Genomic DNA, 20,426 nt, shown 5'->3' with positions numbered 1-20,426 from the left:
TGTTACAAACAATTCAACAGTGTTTAACCTACTAAATTATTGTTAACTTAGTTTTGTCTTAATTTTTTAATTTCTTCAGCATAAGTTTCGCCAGCAGTTTTATCAAATTCTTTTGCAACGCGTCTAAGAGACATGCTTGAACGCTTTGGCAAATGAATTTGCACAACGCCAACAAAATCGCCATTCTTTCCTGGCACTCCAGCACCTTCTATACGAACTTCATCGCCGCTTGAAACACAAGCTGGAACTTTGAAAGTAACAGGATTACCGTCTACGTCGTTTACACTAACTTTTGCACCATGCACTGCTTCACTTAACGTTAGCGGCAATGTAGAAATCAAATCGTCGCCTCGCAAAGTAAATTTATCTGATGCTTCTACTTGAACATGCAAGTACAAGTCACCTGCAGCACCACCGAACTTGCCTGGCTTACCTTTTCCTTTCAAACGAATTTTCTGTCCGGTTTTTACACCAGCTGGAATATGCGTTTTAAAAGTTTTACCAGCCGCGCGTAACGATACTGTAGCGCCTTTAAAAGCTTGCTTAAATGTGAGCTTTATATCGGTTGTTATATCTTCGCCAACTTCAGGCACGTCAGCTTCCTGCGGTTGAGAATATCTCTCACCGCCAAAGCCACTAGTACCTTGGAATCCTGCTGAATCCTGAGAGCGCTGACCTCCACCAAACATTGAGAAAATGTCGCTCATATTTGGTCCAGCACCGTTGGATGTAAAGCGAATGCGCGAACCGTTTCCGCCCATACCACCCATGCCAGAGCCGCCGTTAAACATGGAGAAAATGTCCGAGAAGCTCGACGCATCGAAACCGCCAGCACCACCTGCTCCTCCAGCGAAACGAGCACCACCAGCACCAAATTGACGGATAGCATCGTAACGTTGGCGAGTTTGACTATCTTTTAATACGTCATAAGCTTCAGAAACATCCTTAAATTTTTCTTCAGCTTCTTTTGTTTTGTTTAAATCAGGGTGATATTTACGAGCAAGTTTGCGATACGCTTTGGTAATCGTTGCCTCATCTGCGTCTTTGGAGACACCGAGAACCTTATAAAAATCCTTAGCTAACCATTCATTTTCAGCCATTTGTGCCTCCTTTCTTCACAAGCACATTGGCTATTTCGCTTTTGACCAAATATAGGCTGCTCGTGCCAACTCTTATGAGTCAGCACGAGCAAGTTATGCAATAAAGTCACGAAAGAGTTTCTCGTTAGTCATTGCTGTGGTGAAGAAACGACCACACGAGCGGCGCGAATAACGCGATCTCCTATTCGATATCCTGCTTCAACTACAGCATCAACAGTTTCTTTTGTAGCGTCTGGATCTGGTCTGTGCAAAATTGCATCATGCTTGGTTGGGTCAAAATCTTCGCCCTTTTCACCAAACTTTTCCACACCAAACTTTTCAAAAGCCTTATCTATCTTAGTTGCAACAGCCTTGAATGAATCATCCATTTCGCTATGCTCGCGAATGCGGTCAATATCATCCAATGCTGGAAGCAATGCTGTCAGCACGTCAATAATTCCATGCTGTCTGAAACGATCCTGCTCTTTGGCAGAACGATTTCTGAAGTTTATAAACTCAGCACGCTCTCGCTGTAACGCTTCCAAGTACTCTGCGGCTTCTTTCTTAGCTTTACCTAAGGGAGTTAAACTGCCACTATCTGCGTCTTGGCTGTCTTTCGATTCTGAAGATTCAGTGGAATTCGCTGTATCCTCAGAATTTGCGGAATCCGCAGAAACGTTAGCATCAGCTTTCGCGTCAGCTTTCGTTTCTGCAGTATTTGCATCTTCAGTAGCTTTCGATGAAGATTGCGCAGACGATTTCGCAGAATCACCTGTAGCTTTTACATCCAGCGAGTCAGCATCTTCCATATCTTGCAAATATTCGTTGGCGTTAAAGTCGGACATTACTTGTTGTCCTTATCGTCCTTGTCGTCGTCCACCACTTCGGCGTCAACTACATCATCATCCTTAGCTGCAGAGCCAGCCTGAGCGCCAGCCTCGGCACCAGCAGCACCCTGAGCACCAGCAGCGCCCTGCTGAGCGTAAAGCTGCTGACCGATCTTCTGAGCAGAAGTCATCAACTCGCTTTGAGCAGACTTAATCTTCTCAATGTCATCGCCCTTCAAAGCTTCCTTCAAAGCATTAACCTTTTCGGTAACTTCCTTGGAGATTTCGTCGGAAAGCTTGTCTTTATTGTCGTTCACGAGCTTTTCAGTCTGATAAGCAAAAGCTTCTGCTTGGTTGCGAACTTCAGCTTCTTCCTTACGCTTCTTATCTTCAGCTTCGTGAGCTTCAGCTTCCTTAACCATGCGGTCGATTTCGTCCTTTGGCAAACCAGAACCACCGGTAATAGTCATTGACTGTTCCTTGCCAGTGCCCTTATCCTTAGCGGAAACGTGCACAATGCCGTTAGCATCAATATCGAAAGTGACTTCAATCTGAGGAACGCCACGAGGAGCTGGAGCAATACCAGTCAACTCAAAAGTACCAAGAGGCTTGTTATCGCGAGCAAACTCACGTTCACCCTGGTAAACCTGAATCAACACGGATGGCTGATTATCTTCAGCAGTGGAGAATACTTCCGAGCGCTTCGTTGGAATTGCAGTGTTGCGATCGATAAGCTTTGTCATAATTCCACCCTTGGTTTCAATACCCAAGGAAAGTGGAGTTACATCAATAAGCAGAACGTCTTTGCGGTCTCCCTTAATAACGCCCGACTGCACGGCTGCACCAACGGCAACAACTTCATCTGGGTTCACGGACTGGTTAGCTTCCTTACCGCCTGTAAGTTCCTTTACCAAATCCTTCACAGCTGGCATACGAGTAGAGCCACCAACAAGAACCACGTGATCGATCTGGCTTACGGAAATTCCAGCGTCAGAAAGCACGTTGTTAAATGGTGTACGGCAGCGACCGAGCAAGTCGGAAGTCATTTCCTCAAAGTGAGCACGAGTCAAAGTCTCATCCAAATGCACTGGAGTGCCGTCAGGAGTCATTGCCAAGTACTGCATAGAAATTGAGGTGGAAGTAGAAGAGCTAAGTTCCTTCTTTGCCTGCTCAGCAGCTTCCTTCAAGCGCTGCAAAGCAATCTTATCCTTGCTCAAATCAACGCCATACTTGTTCTTAACTTCGCCAACGAGCCAGTCGATAATCTTCTGATCCCAATCGTCGCCACCCAAGTGGTTATCGCCGTTAGTTGCTTGCACCTGAATTGTGGAGAATCCGTCGTCATCCTTACCAATTTCAAGCAAGGACACATCGAAAGTACCGCCACCCAAGTCGAATACCAAAATGCGCTCGTCTTCCTTGCCTTTTTCGAGGCCGTAAGCCAAAGCTGCAGCAGTTGGCTCGTTAATAATACGAAGCACGTTCAAGCCTGCAATCTTGCCAGCATCCTTAGTTGCCTGACGCTGAGCATCGTTGAAGTAAGCTGGGCATGTAATAACGGCATCGGTTACCGGCTCGCCCAAGTAAGCTTCAGCATCGCGCTTCAACTTCATCAAAACCTGTGCAGAAATCTCTTGTGGAGTCCACTTCTTGCCGTCGATATCAACAGTCCAATCAGTGCCCATATGACGCTTTACTGAGCTAATCGTGCGATCAACGTTTGTTACAGCCTGACGCTTAGCAACTTCACCAACCAAGATTTCACCAGACTTGCTGAATGCCACAACGGATGGTGTGGTACGTGCGCCTTCAGCGTTCACAATAACGGTTGGGCTACCACCTTCAAGAGTAGCGATGCAAGAATTAGTTGTTCCCAAATCAATACCTACTGCGCGTCCCATAATTTCTCCTTAACTAGGTATTGCACCTTTTGTGCAATTACGCTTTCCTTCAAGTTTTGTAGTTACGTGAGCTGAGCTTTATTTAGATTCCTTGTTGGAAACTAACTAAAGCATCAGCTTTTTTTACTTTCCAAAACTTGAGCCTACTACACTCAACTTGTAAAAGTCAACTTTTATTCCCAAAAATTACAAAAAACTTTATACAACCAGACTCAAGTTTTAAATAAAAGCATAGTTTTATTTACTGTTTTTGTTTGATGTGGCGCGAGTTTTGGGGGATTTCTCTCCTCGCGGGCGCGACGATCTGCTTTCGCGCAGCATTGCGCGCGCGAAAGCAACTCGGAGCGTGAGCTTGCTCAAGTTGAAAGCACGGTGTGCTTTCAACGCAAGCTCAGTAGCGAACGCGCTTTGCGCGTGAGCGTTCCTTCGTCGCTTTATTCTTAAACTTTTTTAACGATAAGCTCGCGTTTTATTACGCTCGCTTACGAAACTCGCGTTGGAAGTCCACTGGACTTCCAACTTTAGCGAGTTTCCGCATTGAAGTGCCTTCGCGCGCTACGCTTTAAGCGCTCCGGCAAGTCAATGCGCAGTCCTCTTTTATTGCTCGTAAAGAAATCCCCCAAACTCTGCGTGATAATTCGTTAATAACCGTGTCTATCGCAGAGATTTTTCGATTTTTCTTCTTCGCTTGGCGAATCAGCAGCCTGCGGCTCTGACGTTCGCCGCGCTCAGTGCAAAAAATCTCAAATCTCTACCACACGAATATCCATGCGACCGAATAACGCGCAATCAAGATGTAAATAAGGAGAAATTACGCAAGTTTCACGCGCTAAATTTAAAGTGGCGAAGTGAATTATTAAGCGCGTTGTAACGCGCCAAAACACCAATAAGCGGCGTACCAATACCGGTTATAAGTTTGATTGCTTCAGTTGCCATCATTGCGCCAACAATAGCTGCAGTCGCACCCAACACGGCCGATTTTGGCACTTTTTCTTTAGGAGGCGGGCAAGTATATAAGTCACGCAAACCAGGACCTTTTCCTGGCACGAAAACACTTACTTGACCCTCATAATAAAGCACCGAGCCATAAACTTCCGGCGTACCAGCACTCCAAGCAGCATCCGCAATCAAAAAGCGAGTAGCAAAATTATCACAACCGTCAATTATCAAGTCGTGACTTTCTACAAGCTGCTTTGCATTATCTTCATTAAATCTATCTACAAGGTTAATTTTTAAACCCGGAGATAACGCTTGCAGACGCTTAGCTGCAAGTTGCGCTTTAGATTTGCCACACTGATCGACAGTATATAAAGTCTGCCTTTGCAAATTAGAAAGCTCAACAACGTCGTCGTCACAAATCGTGATTTCGCCAACTCCTGCAGCAGCAAGTGAAAGCAAGCACGGTGAGCCAAGTCCGCCCGCGCCAACCATGCAGATTTTCGCATCGCGAAGTAACTGCTGATGCTCATTAGTAAAGCCCGGCAGGAGCAAGTGGCGGCTAGTGCGTTCCGCCTCAAGCTCCTGCAGGTTGTCGTAAATTTTATTAATCGTCATGTTGAATAATATGCCGAAAAATTACAGTACAAAATTTACAGTACAGAATCAGCCCAAGCGCGACCTTCAACAGGCGAAGAAGCGAGAGCATGTTCACGCTTAGGAATACGACCAGCATCGTGAGCAAGCTTTCCAGCGATTACAGCAGCAGCCATTGCACGACCCATCTTCACTGGGTCTGGGCAGCGAGTTACAGCGCTTGCAAGAAGCACACCAGAGCAGCCGATTTCGAAAGCTTTAACAACGTCGGAAGCAGTGCCAACACCAGCATCCAAAATCACAGGAACGCCAGCTTCCTTGCATTCTTGAACAATCAGTTCAATGTTTCGAGGATTCAAAATGCCAAGACCAGTTCCAATTGGAGCACCACCAGGCATAACAGCCTTCACACCAAGAGAAACCAAGCGACGAGCCACAATCGGGTCGTCATTCGTGTAGCAAAGAACGCTAAAGCCTTCTTCAATAAGCTTTTCTGCAGCAAGCAAAACTTCGCGAGTATCTGGAAGCAAAGTATCGTCGTCTGCAATCACTTCGAGCTTAATCCAGTCGGTTCCAAGAGATTCGCGAGCCATTTTTGCTGTAAGCACGGCGTCATGCGCAGTTTTGCAGCCTGCAGTATTTGGCAAAACGTTAATATTGTGACGCTGCAACATGCCGTAAATATCCACGCCAGTTTTTGCGTGACGACGCAAAGCAACCGTTGCTACTTCCGCACCAGAAGCCACAAGTGACTTCTCCATAATGTCAATGCTTGTCATGCCACCAGTGCCAAGCAAAAGCCTTGAATGCAAAGTCTTACCGCAAAGCTGCCAAGTATCGGCACTTTCTTCTGTATTATTTTCTGTCATTTTAAGCCTTTTATTTAAATTTTTTTTGAAACTATACTCAAATTATTTGAAATCAGCCGCCTTGAACTGCACTAAGAATCTCGATTTGATTCCCATCACATATGACGGCTGATTCCCATTGCGTGCGAGAAAGCACATCGTCGCCAATTGCGACCGCTATGCCGGGTCCTGCATCCGATCCATAACGTTGCGCAATAAGCTGAGCAACAGTCAATCCGTCTTGCACTTCAACAGTTTCACCATTGACTACGATTTGCATAATCTAACCTTTACTAACTAAAAGCTGAATTACTAAAAGTACTTTCTGCATCACATTTACGTCTATATTTGAACGCTTCACACAATTCACAGCGGAATCTAGCGAATTCACTGGAATTAGCAATTAGAAGCGAGCAGGATTGCAGCTCTCCAAGAAGCCCTTTTCCTTCTCAGTCAACTCTTGCTCAAGCACAAGCTTTGTAGTCAAAGAAGAACCCAAAGCGGTGAGCAAAATGCCGTGACGGAAGTAACCAGTGGAAATCGTGGTGTGCGTCTTAGGATCAATGCCAATGAACGGCAAATCGTCTGGAGTTCCTGGGCGGCCGCCAGCGGTAACCTCAGTAATCGAGCATTCCTGAATGCCAGGAAGCACGCTTGCAGCATCGCGAAGTAAGTCGAGTACGCCGCCAACCTTTGGAATATCGCGGTCGTCTTCACGAGAAGTAGCGCCGAGCACAAGCTCGCCTGTTTCCTTAGCGCGAGGCACCAAATAAACTGGGCGGTCATGCACAAATCCACGAACCACAGAGCTCAAAATTGGGCGCAAAGGCTCTGGAATAGTCATACGAATCATATCGCCCCACACAGCGCGAAGCTTAAGCTGCGGAAGCATATCCTTAGCACCCAAACCGGATGCCAAAACTGTGTCTGGACCCAAATCATCCGGAGTGCTTGCGCGACGCTCAATAACAACACCGCGCTTTTCGAGCGCATCAATCATTGCTGCAGTGAAAAGACGAGGATTGATTTGATGGTCGTCCGGCACGCTTACAGCGCCAGCAATAGTTGGCGAAAGAGCAGGCTCAATCTCACGAAGCTTACTCACAGAAATATGCTCAGCTCTACGGCCGTAACGATGCTGCAAGTTTAGCAACTCGTTTACGTGCTCGTTATCTGCAGCGTCACCACCGATTACATAAGAGCCGCACTCTAAGTAGCCGGTTGGCTTATCGGTGTACTTTGCAACCGAATCAACCAATTCCTTATACATAGTTGCAGACTCAAACATAAGAGGATACAACGCTTCTTGCTGATATTGCATTTCTGCGGTAGGAGCTAACATGCCGGCAGCATGGTGAGAAGCACCAGAGACTGGATCTGGATCAATTATGCTAACTTTTACGCCAGCTTCCGTAAGTCTCCACGCTGTTGCTAAACCAATAATACCTGCACCAATAATACGAATATTTCGCATATATACTCCTTCCCTACGGCGGCATTACCCGCATCAGGTTTACGGTCGGCTTTCGCCCTCTCAGCCTGTATAGAACAGGCTCCCGCGGATGTAATTCTTGACCTTCAAGAATTACAAATGCAGAACGTTGCAATATTGCTAACTTAGCAATACCCAAATGCTGCAGGTAGATGTAACGAAATTATGTGAATTTCATCACACTACCGTGCAGCATTCTAGCACTTCTGGCAAAAATTTGTTAACTGAACCGGTATGTCAAATCGCAAAACTAAGCATTTTCGTTACTGACGCAGTACGGTTTCTGCGTTAGTAACGCTCACTACCGTTTTTTCGTTTCTCCTGCAGTACGCGTTCTGCACTAGTAACGCACTTTGCCGATTTTTCGTTTCTCCTGCAGTGTGCATTCTGCACTAATAACGATGCGCGTAGTTACTGAGTTATTTTTGGTGTGGCGCGAGTGTGAAATTGAGATGGGTGTGAGGAGTGGGTGTTGATTGTCTCGCAGCGCTACGCTCCTATACCTTACTTGGACTTAGCGGTTGCGTAGTTGAGTTTAGTTTTTTAGTTACTTTCTTTCAAAAACAGTATTCGTCAACAAGATTATTACTATCGTTCCGCTTTTATATTGCTCGACCAAGCAATTCCTATCTCCCACTATTAGTAAAACCGCTAGTGTTTTTGGTGTGGTGGGTGCGTCTGGTGTGGCGCGTGCAGCAGCACGGACGCTAGTGTTCACTAAGCGACAAATACTCAGCGTCTGCAGAGCAATAATGCTAAAGTTCACTAATCAATAAGTAATCATTGTTAGCAGAAGCATAACTGCAAAGCTACAAAACCACTTTTCGCAGAAGCGCAACCGCAAAGCTTCATGAGCAGCGTTCGCAAAGCAATGATGCAAAGCTTCAGGAGGTTTGGGGAAATACTATCGTTAATTTACGCGACTGTAAAGTTTCTGCCGGATTAAAGCGCGCAAACGACCTTTTCTGTACACGACTGTAAAGTTTCTGCCGGATTAAAGCGCGCAAACGACCTTTTCTGTACACGACTGTAAAGTTTCTGCCGGATTAAAGCGCGCAAACGACCTTTTCTGTACACGACTGTAAAGTTTCTGCCGCTTTTTGGTGCGTAGGCGGCATAAACTGCGCACGACTGTAAAATTTCTGCCGCTAGCTGTTACTAGCGCAGTCAGCGCTCGCGCGGCAGCAAGAAAAAAAAATCCCTCGCGGATTATCGGAAGATAACCTGCGAGGGATTTTAGTTATGAGCGAGGCTACTCGTTGGAATGCTTGCGGCGGCGAGAAGCAACGCCAGCAGCACCAAGTCCGGAGAATACTGCAGCAAGACTTGCAAACAAGCCAGTTGCAGCACCCGTCTTAGCAAGAGCGCTAGCATTACCGGAAGCGCCAGAGGCATTACGCCACGCAGCCTTAGCAGCCTGAAGCTTCCTCAAAGCCTCATCAACCTGAGCCTGAGTTGCATTCTTATCAGCAAGCACACGCTTAGCCTCAGCCAAAGCCTGCCTGTAAGCTCTAGCTGCCGCAGTGTTTGCATTAGTGTCTACAGAATTATTAACTTCGACTTGCAAAGCAGACTTATCAACCAAAGCACTCTGAGAATCACTAGTATCAAAACCATCCCCAGCATCAGCATCGGTATCATAGCCGCTACCGCTACCAACACCACTGCCAGCGCCAAACGGGTGATTAAGCTTATACTTAGCAGCCTGAAGCTTCCTCAAAGCCTCATCAACCTGAGCCTGAGTTGCATTAGGATCGTTAAGCACGCTGTCAGCCTCAGCCAAAGCCTTCTTATAAGCCTCAATATCGTCGCGTTTGCCAATAATGAAGTACAAAGACTTACGGAACTTAGCATCATCATCAGCCTCAGTCTGAAGCTTAGACTTATCCGTCTTATTAGAATCAGTAAGCTTCTTCTTAGCATCCTGAAGCTTCTTCAAAGCCTCGTCAACCTGAGCCTGAGTTGCATCCTTGTCGCCAAGAATCTTGTTAGCCTCGTCGAGAGCCTTCTTGTAATCGTCAATAGCCTTCTTAGACTCGTCATCACCCTTAGCTTGAGCATTCTGATACTCAGGAGACTTAGTGAAGTCACCATCATTATCAGCTTCCTTACGCAAGTCATACTTGATTGTGCTGTAATCGTCTTCAATCTTCTTCTTAGCAGCTTGCAATGCATCTAGAGCATCGTAAAGCTCTTTCTGGGTTGGGACGTCAGTTGCACCATCCTTTGGCTTGCCAGTAGTGCGGTCGAACTTCTCAAGAAGCTTCTTAGCAGCCTTAAGCTTTTCGTTGTATTCTTCGAGCGCCTGCTTAGACGCATCATCACCCTTAGCAGTCGCGTTCTTGAACGCAGGAGTGTTCTCGAACACGTCATCACGCTTGTCTTTATCTCCGTCCTTAGACTTATCAACTTCTTGCTGAAGCTCAGTAGAACTGGTCTTGTAGTCAGCAGTAATCTTATCTTTTATGTCCTTCAGCTTCTTAAGAGCCTCGTCAACTTCTTGCTGGGTTGGGATTTCCTTTTCACCAGACTTTGGCGTACCGTTCTCATCGAACTTTCCAAGCAAAGTCCTAGCTTTACTCAACGCTTCCTTATAAGCGGTGACGTCAGCATTATCCTTGCAGTCTTTACCCTTCTTAGATTCAGCGTTCTTGAACTCTGTAGTATTCTCAAAGTCATCTTTACCAACGGTAGTTACACCGTCAGCAGTAGACTTCGCAGACTCATCCTTCAAATCCTTAGCATTAGTCGTAAAGGCGTCATTGATAGCTTTCTTTGCCTTTTGCAAGGCTTCCAAAGCTGTCTTAACATCAGCATTAGTTGGCTTTTTATCTGGATCAGCATTCGGATCTGGGTTCTTCACCTGATCGATAATCTTCTTCGCTGCTTCAAACTTATCGTTATAATCTTGAAGCTTCTTGGTGGCAGAAGTATCAGTCGTTGCAGCATCGCCAGTTTCAGACTGCTTCTTATACAGAGCATTCTTGTATGGAATCGACTCCTCGAATGGAGGTGTTACAAGCTTGCCGTCTTGAGTTTTGTCGCCAACCTCCTTTTCAAGAGGCTTTGCGTCGGTCTTGTACTCATCTTCCACTGCCTTGCGAGCGTCACTGAGCTTCTTAAGCGCAGCATCAACCTTAGCCTGAGTTGGAATATCAGTTGCGTTAGCCTTCGGCTTGCCATCTTTACCAAACTTGTTGAGCATAGTCGTAACTTCAGCTAGAGCATCCTTGTATGCCTTAAGCTTAGCATTGTCACTGCCGCCTTCAGCTTTCTTAGCTTCGGCGTTCTTGTACTCTGGGCTATTAGTAAATGCTCCACCGTCCTCTCCGAGCGTTGCTTCGTCTTGGAGAGCCGTTGCATCGGTCTTGTAGCCATCGGTAATAGCTTGCTTTGCCTTCTTCAACGTTTCGAGAGCATCATCAATCTGCTTCTGAGTTGGACGCTCACTGAGATTAGTAGCGTCTTTCTTAGCGAGTAAATCACGTGCAGCCTTCAAAGCCTTCTTATAGGCATCGACTTCGTCATTGTCTACCTTATTGCCGCTATCGTCATCCTTCTTCTTGGCGTCGGCATTCTTGAACTCTGGCGAGTCCTCAAACTGACCAGCCGTTGGAGCGGTTGCGCCATCTGCTTGAGACTTCTGGGCTTCCTCATCAAGCTTAGTGGTAACTGTCTTATAGTTATCCTCAAGCTTCTTGCGAGCTTCGTCAAGAGTCTTCAAAGCTTCATCAATCTGCTTCTGAGTTGGCTTAGCGTCGAGAGGCGTATCCTTGCCATCGTGCTTTGAGAGCAACTCCTGAGCCTCGGCCAATGCCTTGTCGTATGCTTTCTTAGCTTCGGCTGCCTTGTTGTTCTTGTCCGTATCAGGAACAAGCTTGCCGTCCTGCTCCTTCATGAAGTGAGGATCAGAAGCATTGCGATACGCATCAGAAGTAACAGTACCTTCGGTAGCAGCAGTCTCGCCTTGCTTCTCTGTACCATGCTTTCCAACACTCTTCTTCAGCGCTTCAACGTTAGTATCTTGAGCCTTAAGAGCGTCACGCTTCTCATCAAGCTTCTTAAGAGCCGCATCCACCTGCGCCTGGGTAGCGGTTGGATCCGTCAAGAGCTTCTTAGCCTCAGTAAGCGCCTCGTCGTAAGCCGTAGCTTTCTTCTTGACATCCTCGTATCCAGAAGTATCTTCCTGGCCGTTATCACCCAGCTTGTGTGGATCCTTGGTGTTCTTGTACGCCGGATCCTTCTGAGTATCAGTATCCTTATTAATGGATTCCTGCAGCTTATCGGTCTTAGTGGCGAACTTATTCAAATCTGCCACAGCTTTGTTAAGATCTGCAAGTAGCTTTGGCACATCCCTATTCAAAGGCTGACCCTTAGCGTGGGACTGGATGCCGTCAAGGTAGCTCGCACTATTTGTGTCTCCATCCTTGTCAGGCACTTTGTCAGTCGAGATTACTTGACTACCAGGCTTGCCATCGACCGTATCTTGAGGCATCTCATCATTGAAGGCTTTTTGCAAAGCATCAAGCGCATCATCGTATGCTTTCTTTGCCTTAGCTTCGTCAGAATTTGGATCAGTATTTGCAGACGCGTTTTGATACGCTGGGCTTGCCTTAATAGCCAAGCTGTGAAGCAGCGCCGCCGAAATCTTGCTGGTGTCAGTTGCGTACTTATCGATTGCCTTACGAGCTTCAATAAGCTGCTTCTTAACCTTATCAGCCTGATCTTGCGTTACCGTGCTATTTGGCTTCCTAATCTCCGTAATCAAGTCTTTTGCAGCGTGATAAGCGTCGTTGTAGGCTTTGAAGTCTTTTGCGGCTTGAGAATCTTTGCCCTTAGCTTGCGCTTCATCAAAGGCGTTGAAGTACGCAGGCATCAGGTAACCGCTTACATTATCTGCAATAGCTTCAGCTAAATCAGTTACTTTTGTCTGATACTTATCAGCATGAAGTGCTGCTTCAGCGTCTTCAAGATCTTTCTTAGCCTTTTCTACATCGGCCTTTGTAGCGTTCTTGTCACCAAGAACATCCTTGGCTTTCTGCAAAGCTTTATCGTAGTCCTCAACAGCCTTTTTAGCATCAGGGTCGGTGTCTTTCTTCGCGGCGGCGTTCTTATAGAACACGCTCTGCTTCGACTTATCGTCCGGCTTCGGATTATCGAAGCTCTTCTGCACCGCAGCATCAAGAGGAGCCTTGTCGGTTGCGTTCTTGTCGAGCGCTTCCTTAGCTTTCTTAAGATCCTCAATAGCTTTGTTTACATCTTTTTGAGAAGCGTTTGGATCCTTAGAAAGATCGTTTGCCTTCTTAACAGCGTCGTCATACGCCTTGCGCTCTGTATCGTTAGAGTTCTGGTAAGTTGGGTCAGCTTTAGTCACATCCTGTGTGCCCTGATCGTTCTTGCCAGTATTCACCTGACCATGCTCAGCAATAGCAGCGTTAAGCTTATCCTTGTTAGTGCTGTACTTATCAAGCTCCTTACGCGCAGCGTCGAGTTTCGCCTTGGCTTCGTCAACAGCCTTTTGCGTAGCGTTGGCATCCTTGTTTACTTTCTCAGCTTCTTCGAGAGCTTTATCGTAGGCTTCTTTAGCTTTCTTAGCATCCTCATTCTTGGTGGTATCTGCATTACCATTATCATCCTTGAAGTCAGGCTCAGTAACATTCTTATACTTATCAGTAGTTACCGTACCAGGAGTTGCAGCAGTATCACCTTCGGCAGCCTTACCATTGGCTTTAATCGACTTATTCAGCTCTTCCTTCTTGGTAGCATCACCATCAAGAGCTTCACGCGCCTTTTTAAGGTTAATTGTTGCGTTATCAACCTCAGCCTTAAGGTCTTCACTTAAATCAGCATCAGCTTTAGTTCCAACTTTTTTAAGAGTTTCTTTTGCAGCATCAAGCGCCTTATCATATGCATCTTTCTTATCAGCAGACGCGTTGTAATATGCTGGCTGCGTTGGAACATCCTTGCCTCCAACAGTTTCAGTCTTGTGCTCGCCAATCGAATTAGAAAGATCCTTCGTCTTATTCTTCGTTTGCGGCACAAATATAACGTTAATTGCCTTAGGCGTGTTGTTCAGATTCTTGTTATCTGGGAGCGAATATAAGTGCTGGTAGTATTCCATGCCATATGGAGCAACAAACAGACGCGCCCTATAAATCTTGCCACCCTTAGAAGCAAGTTTTACAGGCTGAGCTTCGTCATCCCACTTATATGTGTCAGTCTTTGCGAGCACATCACCCATATCCACATCGGTGCCTGTGATCTTAATGTCGCCTTTCCAATAGCCGCTGCTAATAACGCCAAGCGTAAGCGCGCCAGTTGGTTCGTCACCTTGCAACGCATAGTGCATGTGCGACTTGCGCGGCTTACCATCTGAGCCTTCATAGGCAAGCTTCTCACTGCCCTTAATCGTGCGCAAGCCAACGTTTGAATCTGTTGGCGTAGCTGTAAGCAGCTTTGTAACGTCGTCGGAATTGAACGCAATAGCCTTAGTTGGGTCGTAACGGTAGATAATAGTCTTCTTATCTTCACTCCAGGAGAGGCCTTCGTCGGAAGTGCGATTTTCAATCTTATTCTTAGATGCATCCCACGAAACGGTGTAATCCTTACGAATATTTGGAAGCTTTGTAAGCTTGCTTTCCTTTACATTAGAGGTAAACTCAGCAAATGCCTTATCAGTCTTAATCTTAACTGTAATCGTATTTTCCGCCATACCATTCGATATGCCCTGATTTACATGACCAACGGTAGTATCGCCCGTAATATATTCAAGCGAAATCTGACTCTTGTAATCTTTTTCACTCAGGCCAAGCTTTTCATTGTCTTTATTAGCTTCATAAATAGCTGTCTTGATTCGGTCAAGTTCGGCGCTTGAATATCCAAGCGGATTAGCCACAAAGACTGCATTGTCGCCAGTCGGAACAACAACATCACCTACATCAACTCTTGTAAGCACTAAGTCACTCAAAGGAATCTTTGGATCATCTTGCGTACTCAAGCCATCGAAGTCGATTGTTGCAGTGCCATTGTTATCAAACGTAACTTTGTCGGTAGATACGCCGTTAAGTTTTGCAAGATTCTTTTTGATTTGAGTCTTTTGATCCTCTGTCAACTTGCTAAAATCAACTGTATCCACAACCGGCTTCTCAATGCGAGTGCTATAGCGCACTACAGTAAGAGGTATTTCCGGAGACTTCATTCCCAAATCTGTTACCAGATACGTTTTAAGCTTTCGCTCGCCAAATGAGTAATCATCGTTACTATCCTTCTTATTGATTGCTTCAAACATACCTTCGTCATAAGAACCCATGCTTTGCGGAATTTTTGCGTCTACAGTATCTGGAGTGTTATTAACAGTGTTTTCATCAACGCGTAAACCAACACCTGTTGACTTACTTTGAGCAACAAGCTGCTCAGCTACACTGCTACCAGACTTATGTTCAGTAGGAAGATTTACTGCTTTGTGAAGTACTTCTCGTACTTTATCTGCCGACAATCTCTCGTCATACTTTAAGACGATTGATCCTGCTGTTTTTGGCGGAACAAGCGTTGCAACACGGAAGTTATTAGATGTTTGGTCATGCTGCAAATTAGTCTTATCGTAATACAAGAAGATTGAGCGGTTTGCGCAATAGCCTTGACCTGAAGATATGCGACCATCCCTGAATGGCTGCTTCATAATCAAGTCCACACTACCGTCAGGATTCGTCTTTAACTCGTAAATTCCAGAATAGCTTTGGTGCATGTCATCTACACGCTCAGAATCAAATTCAATGATTTTCTTGTAAGCTTCAGGATCATCAGTATTAATACTATCTTTTGAATCTGGAAGAATTACTACGCGTACAACCGGCTTACCATCCACACTCTTTGGCAAATGATACACAACTGTCTGCTTTTCAAGATTCTCGTCAAACGTGTTGCTTGGAGTTGCCCAACCATAAATGTTTGGCAGGTTTTTGGAAAAAGCTATCTCATTAGGACTGTGCTCTGCGCCAGCGCGATCTTGTCCCTGAGGTACTGTGCTTGCAGGAGTTTCTGCAGGTGCGCTACTAGTAGTGAAAGTAGTGTTATTAGCTACAGGAGCGCTATCCGTACTAGTCTTATCAGCTACAGAAACATTATCCGCAGTCTTATCAGATACAACCTTAGTATTCACAGCTTTCTGTTCAGTCTTAGTACCCTCAGTCTTAGTAGCACCAGTCTTAGTAGCATCAGTCTTAGCTACAGACAGAGTAGAAGCATTCGTTTTGTTAGCCAGTTTCTTTTCGAGATTAGTTTTGCCAGACTTATCCAATGTATTATTATCAGTCTGCTTCTTTGCTTCAGTCTTCTGCTCAGAATCTTTATTAGTGGAAATCTGCTCCTTATTCTCTTCCTTATCCTCAGCCTCAACACCAGTCTTCTTATTAGCTTCCACAGGAACTAGAGCCGAATTAGTCGCAGCACCATTCTCCGCAGCCATTGCAGGAGTTGCACCAAAAGCAAATGCCGCACCAGCCAACACACCAGCAGCTCCAACCGTAAATGCCGCCACCTTGCGAGCATCCACAGCCTTCGCAATCGCATTACTTACTGCAGCATCAAGCGTTACCTTACGTGCGTGCTTTCTAGATTTTGCTACCATGTTGTCCTTCTTCCACTTAGTTATCTAATAAAAAACAAATCCACATGCCCGCCGATGGACACGCAAAATGCAAATTCTTAATAACAATCATCTAAAATTTTCATAGCTCACATTTATAAAATCCAAGCTATCTTTGTTAGGTTATTATAACAATTTAAAATTTTTTTTAAAGATGAATAACACATGTTTAAATCAAAATGCTTAGAACACCCCCCCCCCCCAAGCCTTATTTTTCAGCGGTTTTAAGAATTAAAATTTATTTGTGAATATTTTGAATTAAGGCGTTTTTACAACCTTTCACTAATCTGTCTAAACATTTGTTACCATATAAATTCTAATTTTTGATAATACGAATTTACAGAAATAAAAATGCAAAAATACAGATTTGCAAAATCGCAACTCGCTCAAAAAACAAATCTGCTGAGAAAAGTACACAACTTCACCCAGCAGATTACAACTAGCTCAACAGAGCTAAAATCTATTGAGAAAAACATTACTCACTCAACCGAGCGCAGCAAAATCTCCTCAAGCGCGTGCTTTACCGAAACAGGCAGCGTGCAACGCCATTGCGCCCACTTAACTACAGATGGCTGATCAGTTGCGTAAGCGTTAAGCATATCAACATTGTTGCGATACTTTTCTGCTTCCGATTCGTTTTCGTATTCAAGAGTTGAGATTGCAGCAATAGCGCTTGCACTTCCGCCAGCCTCGCGCACTGCATCAAAAGCCATTTCCTTACCGCGGTACGGCACTTGCGCTTGAAGCAGGAATCTGTAAGCGTCGCCGACTTTAGGGTCGACAGCGATTTGCAATCCGCCGTCAACAATTACGCGAACTTCCGAACGAGCCGGCACGTCTTTTACAAAAACAGTTAAGCTCAAAGTCAACTCTTCGCCTTCGTAAGAAATTGCAAAATCGCTTGCGTTAAGCTCTCGGCTTCCTACAAAAACGCGCACTTTCGCAAAATCTGCGCAAGCAACTCCTCTAAATACAACGTTCCAGTTGCGTTTTTGCGGCACAGATTCTACGGCAGTTTCCGCACCTTCTACACCAGAAATAATGAATTGCGAAGAGCCATTTCCGTCTCGCCACACAAAATTCATACGTGTGTCGGCAGTGTTTCCAGCAGACGCTGCAGCAAAGTCACCGTTATCTTCTCGCATTACGAACTCGCCGTCAGCTCCAGGGAAGGCGAGCACGCGCAAACTACGAGGATTTTCAATGCTATTAACAGATTCCGCAGCCTCAGCACTACGCTCGCAATCTGCAACTTCCGGCAAAACTTGCAGAGGCACAATTGCTCCAGCACGCGCAAAAGCAGGCACGCGGTCAAGCGAGCGCCACGCTTCAAATCTGCGACCATTCCATCCGCGAGACACGTACCTGCGCCCGTCAAACAAATCGTACCAATCACCTTCCGGCAACCAAACTCCAGCACATCCGCGCAAAGCAGCAGCATCGTTAGGCGAAACAATCGGCGCTATTATAAGCTCACTTCCAAAACGGTATTCGTTAGGAATTTCGTAAGCCATGCCAACTTCCGGCGACTGCCAGTACATTGGCTCAATAATCGGTCTGCCATCAAAAGCCGCTCGATAATTCATCGTATAAACGTATGGCAAAAGTTCTGCACGCAAACGAAGCATTTTCACCATTGCTTCACGAGTTTCCTTAGGGAAATTCCACGGCTCTTTTCCAGCAAACGGCGAGCAAGTCGAGTGAAGACGATTAATAGGACTAAACGCACCGAAAGCATACCATCGCGCTTCCAACTCGTTATTGCGAACGCCAAGCATGTGTCCGCCAATATCGTGACTCCACCATCCGTAACCAATATTTGAAGCCGTAGAAGTGAAGTAAGTTTGGAACGCAAGCGAATCCCAAGTAGTGACGGTATCTCCCGAGAATCCAACTGGGTAGCGATGCGAACCAGGGCCAGCATAACGAGAGAATGTAAGCGGCCAGCGGCCGTCGCGCGCAGCATCTTCATAATGCATGTGGTTCAGCATCCAAAGCGGATCCAAGCCAGGCTCGCGCGTCACACCTCCCTGCTGCCAGTCAATCCACCAAAATCGCACGCCTTCATCTTCCATGCGATGGTGCATATTGAAGTAAGCTTCAACAAATTGCGGATTTGTTAAATCAAATTCCACAGCTTTACCGCTTGCAGGATCAATTCCCATATCTCGCGCAACTTGCGGATAATCTTTTTCAAACGCACGCACGCCGTCACGCGGATGCAAGTTCAAAGTTGGAGCCAAGCCAGAAGCGTTAAGTTTACGCAAAAAAGCGCGATGATCCGGGAAAAGCTCCTCATTCCACGTGTAACCAGTCCAACCGGAACCATATTTTGCATCAACATCCGTAACATGCCAATCCATGTCAATAACAGCTGCACTGAAAGGTATGCCTTCGCGCTTAAAACGATTATGCAATTGCAAATATTCGTCTTGATTGTAACTGTAGTATCTGCTCCACCAATTGCTTAGCGCAAAACGTGGAAGCAGCGGCTGAGCACCTGTGAGCTTATAAAAGTCTTGAATTGCTTGAATGTAGTGGTGTCCATAGCCGAAGAAATACAAGTCTTTATATCTGCCGTTTTGTTCGCTAACTTTTTGCGCACGCGACTTAACCCAAGCCCCATACGGGTTTGGTTTTCCATTTATTTCCTCATCCGGCGCAATTTCGCAAGTTACAGAATCGTCTAAAATAGACCATCCGTCGCGCGAAAGTATTCCTTTACCAAGTTTTACAGGTCCGTTCGCCTGATCCAAAGTTCTAAAAGTTCCAAGAAGATTTCCCGGGCAGTCGTCACCATAATGCCACGTATTAAATTGAGTACATGGCACTCCGCGCACAACAATACTTAAGCCTTCTTTGCTAAAAGCTTCGCAATTATAAGTAAGGTGGAGCTTTTCAGTTTCTACTTCCAGCCATCCGTTTGCGTTTTTATGCGCACTAAATTGCGGCTGAGCATCCGCGCTATTCTGAGCAAAATTGCGACAAATCACAGTTTGCGTAGGATTGTCAACAAACTCTCCATCGTCACTCCACTCAAGGCGCAACAGCGAATCTGTAATAACTGTAATTCGCCACTTTTCGCCTTTAATTACCTGACTATCCTGCGCCTTTGCATTTGAATCAGTTGCGTACTTATAAAAAATTCCCAACTTGGAAGAGTCCATACTATTGCACACCTCTGTTGTTACCTGCGACTTTGCTTATTAACAATTTTACGTATTATTTTATGTATTATTTTGTTTGCTTACAACTTATAACTTTAATGAATGTATACTGCAAACGCTGACGCAATGATCAACATTAGCGGATACCACGCATACATAACACAACGGAATGTCGTCGAGTTTTTAGGACCATCACCATAAGCGCTACGATAATGCAACACAGCCACACCAATACCAGGTGCAAGCATCGACATAGCACCGAACATTCCTGCAGTCATCTCCATAGTAATTTCGCGCTTTTTTAATAATTCAAAAAGAAGTACGAAAATAAGCAAAGTTACACCGCCGAAGAAAATTCCATGCTGCACAAAAACTTTTCCGATCAAATTCCAAAGAAGACCCGCAATAATAAGCACGGTAATAGCAAAACCTTTACTAAATCCGCTTAAACGCTCCCTAATTGTATCTATACCCGAAAGTACGAATAGTGCGATAACCATTGCAAATACAGGATTTTGCGAACGCATGTCGAACAAACATTTTGAATTCACCAAATCGTATGGAACTTCGCAAATTACTGCCAAAATCAGCAATCTTAACATGTAAAGATTCAAATTATGAGTGTTATGGTATCCGCGCACTAGTATCCACGCATACCATGGCACTGCAGTCCAGCTTATAAATTCGCAAACTAATATGATTGTCAATGCAAACATATTATTGGTTACTGCTCCGCCAAACATTCGCGCAATTACTGTGTTGCTAAATGCACCTAGCATAAGCATAAAAGCGCCGAGCATTTTGAGTTTATTGAGCGTGATTCCAGTTTTTATGTTACGGTCAGCACGAATTGGTTTGCCGTTTGCGTCAAGCATTTCCTTATTTGTGTTATCACTATCACGCATTATTGCTTTACCGCTATTAATACTCATTAC

The 20,426-nt window shown here is 45.4% G+C and carries 10 protein-coding genes and 1 riboswitch; all 10 genes read right to left on the bottom strand.

Annotated features, from left to right (window positions below):
- Positions 1-47: 47 nt before the first annotated feature.
- A complete protein-coding gene (locus AC1EKT_RS05700; RefSeq protein WP_481616192.1) occupies positions 48-1,100 on the bottom strand; it encodes a DnaJ C-terminal domain-containing protein in 1,053 nt (350 codons plus the stop codon).
- A 128-nt stretch (positions 1,101-1,228) separates the two neighbouring features.
- On the bottom strand, positions 1,229-1,924 hold the full coding sequence (grpE, locus tag AC1EKT_RS05695; protein ID WP_481616191.1) for a nucleotide exchange factor GrpE: 696 nt from the start codon (positions 1,922-1,924) through the stop codon (positions 1,229-1,231).
- Positions 1,924-3,807 carry a molecular chaperone DnaK gene (dnaK, locus tag AC1EKT_RS05690; protein ID WP_481616190.1) on the bottom strand — a complete coding sequence of 628 codons (1,884 nt, stop codon included), beginning with the start codon at positions 3,805-3,807 and terminating at the stop codon, positions 1,924-1,926. Before dnaK ends, grpE begins: the two co-directional genes overlap by 1 nt.
- A gap of 822 nt (positions 3,808-4,629) precedes the next feature.
- The gene (locus AC1EKT_RS05685) at positions 4,630-5,361 is read right to left on the bottom strand and encodes a HesA/MoeB/ThiF family protein (protein WP_481616189.1); all 732 of its coding nucleotides are present in this window, start codon (positions 5,359-5,361) and stop codon (positions 4,630-4,632) included.
- A 35-nt stretch (positions 5,362-5,396) separates the two neighbouring features.
- Entirely contained in the window at positions 5,397-6,209 is an 813-nt protein-coding gene (locus tag AC1EKT_RS05680) for a thiazole synthase (protein ID WP_415687658.1), read from the bottom strand.
- A 52-nt stretch (positions 6,210-6,261) separates the two neighbouring features.
- Positions 6,262-6,468 carry a sulfur carrier protein ThiS gene (gene thiS / locus AC1EKT_RS05675; protein WP_415687656.1) on the bottom strand — a complete coding sequence of 69 codons (207 nt, stop codon included), beginning with the start codon at positions 6,466-6,468 and terminating at the stop codon, positions 6,262-6,264.
- Between the two features lie 123 nt (positions 6,469-6,591).
- Entirely contained in the window at positions 6,592-7,662 is a 1,071-nt protein-coding gene (gene thiO, locus AC1EKT_RS05670) for a glycine oxidase ThiO (RefSeq protein WP_004104781.1), read from the bottom strand.
- Positions 7,656-7,758: riboswitch (TPP riboswitch) on the bottom strand. (Overlaps the previous gene by 7 nt.)
- Positions 7,759-8,932: 1,174 nt before the next feature.
- Positions 8,933-16,306, bottom strand: coding sequence for a peptidase (locus AC1EKT_RS05665; protein ID WP_421784924.1), 7,374 nt, complete (start codon positions 16,304-16,306; stop codon positions 8,933-8,935).
- 497 nt (positions 16,307-16,803) lie between these two features.
- Positions 16,804-19,491 (bottom strand): glycoside hydrolase family 31 protein, encoded by a 2,688-nt coding sequence (locus tag AC1EKT_RS05660; protein ID WP_481616188.1) that lies wholly within the window; start codon positions 19,489-19,491, stop codon positions 16,804-16,806.
- Positions 19,492-19,586: 95 nt separating this feature from the next.
- Positions 19,587-20,423 (bottom strand): TraX family protein, encoded by an 837-nt coding sequence (locus tag AC1EKT_RS05655; protein ID WP_415683067.1) that lies wholly within the window; start codon positions 20,421-20,423, stop codon positions 19,587-19,589.
- Positions 20,424-20,426 lie beyond the last annotated feature (3 nt).

It is taken from the genome of Bifidobacterium sp. C0047B3 (assembly GCF_056590535.1).
Note: the sequence above shows the minus strand (reverse complement) of the source record. Positions and strands in the feature narration are given on the sequence as shown.